Origin of the sequence: Alistipes sp. AM16-43 (genome assembly GCF_003435745.1) — a bacterium.
Taxonomy (GTDB): Bacteria; Bacteroidota; Bacteroidia; order Bacteroidales; family Rikenellaceae; genus Alistipes; species Alistipes onderdonkii.
The window spans coordinates 505,366-514,081 of the sequence record NZ_QTUQ01000002.1; the positions used below are offsets into that span (position 1 = coordinate 505,366).

At 59.4% G+C, this 8,716-nt stretch carries 5 protein-coding genes; 4 read left to right on the forward strand and 1 reads right to left on the reverse strand.

Annotation, left to right across the window (positions count from 1 at the left end; genetic code table 11):
- The first annotated feature begins 19 nt into the window (after positions 1-19).
- The 4 genes from DW189_RS05295 (at position 20) to DW189_RS05310 (ending at position 7,836) form a co-directional block, all read left to right on the forward strand.
- Positions 20-3,283 carry a SusC/RagA family TonB-linked outer membrane protein gene (locus DW189_RS05295; RefSeq protein ID WP_232045466.1) on the forward strand — a complete coding sequence of 1,088 codons (3,264 nt, stop codon included), beginning with the start codon at positions 20-22 and terminating at the stop codon, positions 3,281-3,283.
- A gap of 20 nt (positions 3,284-3,303) precedes the next feature.
- Entirely contained in the window at positions 3,304-5,274 is a 1,971-nt protein-coding gene (locus tag DW189_RS05300) for a RagB/SusD family nutrient uptake outer membrane protein (RefSeq protein WP_117507111.1), read from the forward strand.
- Between the two features lie 58 nt (positions 5,275-5,332).
- Positions 5,333-6,934, forward strand: a complete 1,602-nt coding sequence (locus DW189_RS05305; protein ID WP_117507112.1) for a calcineurin-like phosphoesterase C-terminal domain-containing protein — start codon at positions 5,333-5,335, stop codon at positions 6,932-6,934.
- 257 nt (positions 6,935-7,191) lie between these two features.
- Positions 7,192-7,836: a nitroreductase family protein gene (locus DW189_RS05310; RefSeq protein ID WP_055202876.1), complete on the forward strand. Its 645-nt coding sequence runs from the start codon at positions 7,192-7,194 to the stop codon at positions 7,834-7,836.
- A gap of 13 nt (positions 7,837-7,849) precedes the next feature.
- Here DW189_RS05310 and lepB read toward each other — a convergent pair whose 3' ends face one another.
- Positions 7,850-8,716, reverse strand: coding sequence for a signal peptidase I (gene lepB / locus DW189_RS05315; protein ID WP_022331891.1), 867 nt, complete (start codon positions 8,714-8,716; stop codon positions 7,850-7,852).

Sequence of the window (8,716 nt, forward strand, 5' to 3'; positions counted from 1 at the left end):
ATAAGAATACAATACGGTTATGAATAAATATCATATAATAACACTGATATTGTGTCTGTTTTGTCTGGGAGGGGCCGCCACGGCCTCTCCGGACAGGACGGCAGCCGCCCCGGACACTCAGGCGCGTTCCTCGCAGCTGAAGGTCTCGGGTATCATCAAGGATGACGTGGGAAGCCCGCTGATCGGCGTGACCATCGTCGTCAAAGGCACCTCCTCGGGCAGCGTATCGAACTCCGACGGCAGCTATACAATCACGGTTCCCTACGCCGAAGCGACGCTGATGGTCTCCTACATCGGCTATGCCCCGCAGGAGATAGGCGTAAACAACCGCACGAGGATCGACATCACGATGGTCGAGGACAGCAAGGCGCTCGAAGAGGTCGTGGTGGTAGGTTACAACGTGCAGAAGAAGGAGACCATCACCGGTTCGATCTCGACGATCACCACCAAAGACCTCAAGCAGTCCCCCACGGCCAACATCAACAATGCGCTGGCCGGGCGCATGCCGGGCCTGCTGGTCAACCAGTTCAACGGCGGCGAACCTGGTAACGACGCCGCGCAGCTCAACATTCGCGGTAAATCGACCTACGGCAAGTCGGACGTCATCATGATCGTCGACGGCATCGAGCGCGACATGAGCTACCTCTCCCCGGACGAGATCGAGACGTTCACGATCCTCAAGGATGCTTCGGCAACGGCACCCTACGGTATCCGCGGCGCCAACGGCGTGATCATCGTCACGACCAAGCGCGGCCGAAAGGGCGAAAAGCCGACCGTCGATTTCAAGGCGTCGGTCGGTGTCAGCGAACCGATCCGCTACCCCGACTACCTGGGTTCGGCAGGCTATGCGACCCTCTACAACGAGGCGATGCTCAACGACAACCCCTCGCTGGATCCCGGCTCGGCATCGCTCTTCTCCCAGGAGACGATCAGCAACTTCCGCCGCGCCAAGGGCGACAACTCCGACGGCCTGGGCTACAACTGGGATTACTTCGACTACGCATTCAAACCGTCGATCCTCCAGGATTACAGCCTTTCGGTACGAGGCGGCACCGACCGCGCCCGTTATTTCATCCTCGGCAGCTACTACAACCAGGGCGGCAACTACAAGCACTCGAACTCCGACAACGTCAACAAGTTCCTGCGCTATAACTTCCGCGCCAACGTCGATGTCGACGCCACCAAGCGGCTGAAGATCTCGGTCGACCTGGGCGCCCGCGTAACGGAATACAACTATCCGGGCGCCACGGCGGCCAACATCATCTCGCTGGCCAACACGCAGCCCCCCTACCTGCCGATCATCCTGCCCAACAACCACAACGACGTCAACCAGGCCGATTTCGAGGAGAACGGCGGCTACCTGCTCTATGCCGACAACGACTACCGCTACAACATGCTCGGGCAGCTCAACCGCACCGGCTTCAGCAAACGGACGCGCCGCTACCTGCAGGGATCGTTCAAACTGAGCCACGACCTGGACTTCATCACCAAGGGCCTGAGCGTCGCCGCGCAGTTCTCGTACGACACGTTCAACCAGCACACCATCAACAACAGCGTGCCGACCCACAGCACGGGCAACCTGACCTACCCGGGCTATTCGACCTGGATGCTCCCCACCGAATACAGCATCGACGAGTGGAAGAACAACGCCGACTACTGGATCAAGAACGGCACCTATGTAACCGCCAACCAGCGTACCACGGACGATGCGCAGAGCAACAGCATCAGCCACGGCTCGCCCGAAGGGACGTCGCGCTTCCAGGCGCGCCTGGACTACGCCCGCAAATTCGGCGACCACAACGTGTCGGGCATGCTGCTCTTCTACCTGCAGAACAAGGTCATCAGCAACCAGGTTCCCTATCGCTACATGGGATTTTCAGGCCGCGCGACCTACGACTACCGGAACAAGTACCTCTTCGAGTTCAACATCGGTTACAACGGCTCGGAGAACTTCGCCCGCGGCAAGCGCTACGGCGTATTCCCGGCAGGTGCCGTCGGCTGGGTCATCACGCAGGAGCGATTCATGAGGGGCGTAAAGTGGCTCGACCACCTCAAGCTGCGCGCATCGTACGGTCTGGTGGGTAACGACCAGCTCTCGGGCAACCGTTTCTCCTACCTGCAGTACTACAAGTCGTCGGACGGCATGACCACCTATTTCGGCGAGACCGAGGCGGGCTATACCAGCTACCTGGTCGAGGGCGTGTTCGCCAACCCGAACCTGACGTGGGAGAAGGCCCGCAAGTTCAACTTCGGTATCGACGCCCAGTTCTTCAACCAGCGGCTGACCTTCACGCTCGATGTTTTCAAAGAGCACCGCTACGACATCCTCACCTCGCTCTCGGCAGATGACAAGGTCGGGTTCCCCTACATCGTCGGGCAGGTCGCCCCGATCGTCAACTCGGGTATCGTCGACAACCACGGTGTCGAATTCGAAATCGGCTGGAACGGTCATATCGGGCAGCATTTCCGCTACTACATCCGCCCGAACTTCACGTTCGCACGCAACAAGATAAAATACTGCAACGAAATCTCCTACATCGACAACAACGGCCGCGACTGCCCGTGGCGTTACCAGACCGGCAAACGCCTCGATGAGAATTTCTGCTACATCTTCGACCACTTCGTGGCCGACCAGGGCGAGGCCGACCGCCTGAACGCGATGAACGGCGGCAGCGGATTCGCCATCTGGGGGCCCGTACAGCCGGGCGACGTGGTCTACAAAGACCTCAACGGCGACGGTGTGGTCAACAACTACGACCGCGCAGCCATCGGCAACCCCCGTACGCCCGAGATCCAGTTCGGCATTCCGCTGGGACTCTCCTACAAGGGCTTCGACTTCAGCATGCTGTGGCAGGGCTCGGCGCTCTGCTCCGTACAGCTGAGCGGCCCGGCCGTATGGGATTTCCCGCTCTACGACCAGTCGCGTATCGGCAAGGTGCGCCGGATGCACCTCGACCGCTGGACGCCCGAAACGGCAGCTACGGCGAAATACCCCGCTCTGCACTACGGCATCCACAACAACAATAAACAGCAGTATTCGAGCCTCTTCCTCTACGACGCTTCGTACATCCGCCTGAAGAACGTCGAGATCGGTTACACGCTGCCCAAAGCCTGGACTTCGAAAGCCGGCATCCAGAACGTCCGCATCTACGTGCAGGGACAGAACCTGCTCACGTTCGACAACCTGGGCGACGTCGACATGGATCCCGAGATCAAGAACGGCGACGGCAGCTGGTTCCCCGTACAGCGTGTCATCAACATCGGCCTTAACATGACATTCTAACCCAACAAAAACCAATGACAATGAAAAAAATCTTATATCTGCTCTGTAGCTGCTTTGCAGTCACGCTGATGGCTTCCTGCGAGGATTTCCTCGACAAGACCCCGCAGGGCGACAAAACGGATCAGGACATATTCTCGCGTTTCAACGAGACTGAAAGCCTGATCAACCGGCTCTACTTCTACGCCCGCGCCGCCGACCAGCCGCTCGTGCACATCCGTTTCTTCAGCGACTCGGCGCTCACGGACGAATGCGAAGGCTCTTCGGCCGAGAACGGGTGGTCCAACAAGTTCAACGACGGCGACTGGGAACCGGGTTCCCAGCTCTACACCTCGTGCAACGCCACGACCAACTCCGGCGCCTGCCACACCTTCTGGCCCAAACTCTACGAAGACATCCGCTGCGCCAACGTCATCCTCGAAGGTATCGAGAAGTACAACACCCCTGATTCCGAGGCACGACCCGGCACGCTTTCGCAGCGTATCGGCGAGGTGCTCTTCATCCGCGCCTACCTGCACTACTGCGTGCTGAAAAGCTACGGCGAATGCCCCTACGTCGACTATACGGTAAACCCCAACGCACTGCCGCCGTTCGAACGCGAGAACATCCATACGATCGTCGAGAAGATCTGCCGCGACTGCGACGAGGCCTATGCCCGCGTCCCGGCGCAGAACCTGATGGATCAGTTCGGCCGCGTGGAGAAAGGCGCCTGCCTTGCGCTGAAGGCCATGGCGCTCTGGATCGCAGCCACGCCGCTCTACAACGGGTCGACGCTCAAAGGCGACACCCGCAACTATGCGTCGGTCTACCAGTCGTACGACCCCGCGCGTTGGGACGCCGCAGCCGCAGCCGCCAAGGCCGTGATGGATTTCGAGGCCGAGGGGCAGAAACGCTACTCGCTCTACCAGGGTTCGCCCAAAAGCCAGACGACCGACTCGGGCGGCACGGATCAGAGCAACGGCGCGGTTTACAGCCGTCTTTGGGAGCTGTTCCACCGCACGATGAACGACGCCAAGAAGGCCGAATGGATCTTCTTCCACCTCCACTGCAAGACCGTGGGTTACCACAACGACATGTACCCGCCTTCGGCGCAGGGACAGGCACGCGAGGTACCCGTACAGGATCAGGTGGACGAATACGAGGTGATCGGCCCCGACGGCTACGGCTATCCGATCTATGCGCTCAAGCAGAACCACAAGGCGCTCTACGGCAGCCTGATCTCCGAGCAGGACATGGCCAAGGCCTATGACGACGGCAACCCCTACGTCAACCGCGACCCGCGTTTCTACCGCGACATCACCTACCACGGATCCATGTTCAAGGGCAAGTGGATCAACACGGCCACCGGTGCCGACGCCATCAACGCCGCCAACTCCACGTCGACAGGCTACTTCACCCGCAAATATTTCGACGGCTATTACACCAAGGGCATGTCGGGCAACTGGAACTTCGACGCGCCGCTGATCCGCCTGGCGACGATCTACCTGGTCTATGCCGAAGCAGTCACCCGCTCGAAGGGCGCCACTCCCGAGGTCTACAACCTGATGAACGAGCTGCGTGCCCGTTCGTTCATGGCTCCCATCCCGCCGGCCGCGCAGACCAACAAGGAGTTGCTGTTAGACTACATCCTGCGCGAACGCCGCGTGGAGCTCTACCACGAAAAGAGCCGCTTCTTCTCGACACGGTTCTACCTCGAACCGACCAGCTCCGAAGAACTGGCCAAGGATGCCCAGTGGAGTTCGATCCAGGGAACGAACGACCAGAAGGCACAGTTGTATTTCGACAAATACGGCGCCTACCCCAAGACGCAGCACCGCATCTGCGGCATGCGCCCCGTGGAAGACCCCAACGGCAAGATATCGGTGGGCGGCAAAACCTACCGCATGGAGCGCTTCTGGAAGGAGGACCGCGTATTCCTCGAGAAGCACTACCTCTTCCCGATCCCGACCGAAGAGTTGCAGCGGGCCAACATTCCGCAAAACCCCAACTGGTAATTGACAATCACCGGCCCGACCGCCCGAACCGGCGGTCGGGCTGACAGTAAAACAGACTATGAAAAACGATTCAATCTTCACACGGCTCCGCAGGACGCTCAGCCTCGCGCTCACGGCCCTGATAGCCGCAACGATGATGGCGTGCGAGGGAGACGACAAAATGCTCACCGAGCTCCCCAAGCCCGACGACGGCAACGGAAACGGCACGACGGAGATCACGCCCGACAAGGGCATCACCCTCTACGGGCTGGTAAGCGACAAGGAGGGCAACCCCCTCGAAGGGGTCGTCGTGAGCGACGGGTACAGCGTCGTGGCGAGCGACAAGAAGGGCGTCTACCAGATCGTGCGCGACCCCAGCGCCAAGCACGTATTCATTTCGGTACCTTCGGGCTACGAAATCCCGGCACAGGCGAACTTCGGCTCCTACCAGGGTGCCTACCAGGCAGCCAACTCCGTCACCGGCAGCAGTTCGAAACCCTACCGGGCTGACTTCACGCTCACCAAACTCACCCAAAGCGACAAGCGGTTCCTGCTCTTCGGGCTGGGAGACCCGCAGCCCGACAACAGCGACCATATCCAGCGGTTCCGCACGGAAACGGTACCCGACGTGAAGAAGATCGCCGCCAAGTACTCGATCCCGCAGGTCGGCATCGCCCTTGGCGACATCCTGGGTAAAGGCGACGCCCAGACCTTCACCTCGATGAAACGCGCCTTCGGCGAGACGGGCGTCCCGTTCTTCACCACGATCGGCAACCACGACAAGAGTTCGGTGGACTATACGGGTGACACCTACCGCGACGTGCTCGGGCCGCGCTGGTACTCGTTCAACCGCGGCGACGTGCATTTCATTGCGATGGACAACATCATCTTCACCGGCACGGAATACACGGGCGGCTTCACCGACGAGCAGGTGGCATGGCTGGAGAAAGACCTCGGCTTCGTCCCGACGGATAAAATGGTAATCCTCTACTACCACATCCCGCTGCGCGACAACACGGGCTACCTCAACCGCAAAAAGGTGCTCGACATGATCTCCAGGTATAAGAACCCCACCCTGATGTGCGCCCATACGCACTATTTCCAGCCCTACCACATGCGTTCGCACAATATTTTCGAACGCATTCACGGCGGCACGTGCGGTTATTTCTGGCGTTCGACATGCGGCGGCGACGGCACGCCCAACGGGTTCATGGTCTACGAGATCGACGGCACGAAAATCATCGACACCTATTTCAAGGCCTCGCAGCGCGCCGACGACTACCAGATACGGCTCTATCGCGGCAACGCCGAGTTCGCAGGCCCCTATGCGACCTACAAATACGATGTCGGGGCGGACGTGGTCGTAGCCAACGTCTTCACTTCCGGGATGGACGGCACGACCTGGAAAGTCGAACTGTCCGAAGACGGCGGCAAGACGTGGAGCGCCATGACGGCGATGGCGCAGAACTACGGCGACCGCTGGATCCGCGGTTACCACATCGGGGTCAAGAAACATCCGGTGGAAAGCGGCACCAGCCCCTGCTACCACCAATACCAGTGCAAGCTGAAAAATCCCGAAGCGACCGGCATCGTGGTTCGTGCGACCGACAGTTTCAACCATGCCTACACGCAGACGCGCTTCAACGAGAGCAACGATTTCACCGAAGCCGAGGGTTATTGACCCTCCCGGCCGCATCTATCGAGCGGGCAGCCCTGTGGCTGCCCGCTTTTTATTTACACAGGGAGGGAGGGGGCACCGGATAAGAAACGGAGGGACCGTATGAAAAAGGAGGAAGGCGAAGCACGCAAAGAGAACAGGGAACCGCACACATGAAGGAGGGGAAGCGGCCGAATTCCCGGAAAAAGATTGCCGGCACAGCAACCGTTTCCAGGCTATTTTTCGTATCTTTGCCTCACGTCACAAACGGAGGGGCAAAAATGGCAGACGATTATTTAGGCAGAAAAATGGAAGAGTACATGGCCCGCAAGGCATCGGGGCAGAGCAACCGCAGGCCGCTGGCGACATTGGGACGGTTACTGCTGAAAAACCGCAGCCACCGCGGTTACGACACCGGGTTCGTCGTACGCGAGGATCAGCTCCGGCGCATGATCGAGGTAAATACCAGGATCCCCTCGGCGCGCAACCAGCAAGTGCTCCGGTTCCGCCCCGTGCTGGCGGACGAAGCCCACAAAGTCCTGCCGCACATCCGCCTTGGCGGAGCCCTGCCCGCACTCCGCCTGCCCTTTCCGGGTACCGAGCCGAATGCCTTTATCATCATCTGCTCGACGGTCGAAGAGAACCGCTACGTCGACATGGATTTGGGCATCTCGGCCCAGAGCATGCTGCTCCAGGCAGCGGAGATCGGCCTGAACGGCATCTGCATCGGCGCATTCGACAAGGAGCGGATCAAACAGGAATTCCACCTGGCCTACGAACCGCTGCTGATCCTCGCCGTCGGCAAAGGCATCGAAAAGATCGAATTGGTGCCCATAGGCCCCAGCGACAGCCACACCTATTACCGCGAAAACGGCACGCATTACGTCCCAAAACTCCGCGCCGAAGAGTTGACAATCAAGGAATGATCCGCCCGTCGGTTCATTCGACCGCCTTCCACCATCGCCCGGGACGTTCCACCCCGGTGAGGGGATCTTCGGAATAGGTAATGCGGCAGGCCACACCGATGATGAACTCCTCGGGAACAAAGCCTAAATAGCGGCAATCCTTAGAATTGATTACATTGTCGCCGCAGAAGAAATAATAGTTTTCCCGGAATTCATAGGTCGAGATCGCCTCGCCGTCGAGCCGCAGGAGGTTCCCGTCGCAGGTCAGCGCCCCGCCTGTCTCATATTCCACGACAAGTCGGTACAGCTCATAATTCAGTGAGTCGAGTTCGACCCTGTCGCCGGCACGGGGAATATATAGAGGTCCCATATTTTTGATCGTCCACCCGTAGCGCCGGTCATCGAAAGGCAAGGCGCGCAGTACGTTGGGCGGCAACAACGAATCCGGAATCGCAGCCAGCCGTCCCTGCTGCACGGCATCGCCGATAACCCCCTTGTAACGATTATTACAGAAATATCCGTTCCGGATGGCAATGCTGTCGCCGGGCATCCCGACACAACGTTTGGCATAGACATAGTTGATCCGGAACTCTATGCGATCCCGGTCGTACCCGTGCGGGGCATTAAAGACCACCACGTCATTGACACGCACCCCTCTGAGGCCAGGCATGCGGAACGAACGGAGCGGAACATCCTGCCGGAACTCGAGTTTGCTGTAAATGCGGCTCCCGGCAAGCAGTTTATTGACCAGGATCCGATCCCCGGGCAACAAGGCCGGCATCATCGACTCCGACGGGACGACGAACTGGTCGCAGCAGAAAATCCGCACGAGCAGCCATCCCGCGAAAAGCATGCAGGCACTTGCGGATACCCAAAAGATATAGTTGAAAACCCGTCGCAT

Excerpts from the sequence above, each read along its gene's own strand:
- DW189_RS05300 (WP_117507111.1), top strand. The coding sequence starts at position 3,304 with ATGAAAAAAATCTTATATCTGCTCTGTAGCTGCTTTGCAGTCACGCTG.
- DW189_RS05305 (WP_117507112.1), top strand. The coding sequence starts at position 5,333 with ATGAAAAACGATTCAATCTTCACACGGCTCCGCAGGACGCTCAGCCTC.
- DW189_RS05295 (WP_232045466.1), top strand. The coding sequence starts at position 20 with ATGAATAAATATCATATAATAACACTGATATTGTGTCTGTTTTGTCTG.
- lepB (WP_022331891.1), bottom strand. The coding sequence starts at position 8,716 with ATGCGACGGGTTTTCAACTATATCTTTTGGGTATCCGCAAGTGCCTGC.
- DW189_RS05310 (WP_055202876.1), top strand. The coding sequence starts at position 7,192 with ATGGCAGACGATTATTTAGGCAGAAAAATGGAAGAGTACATGGCCCGC.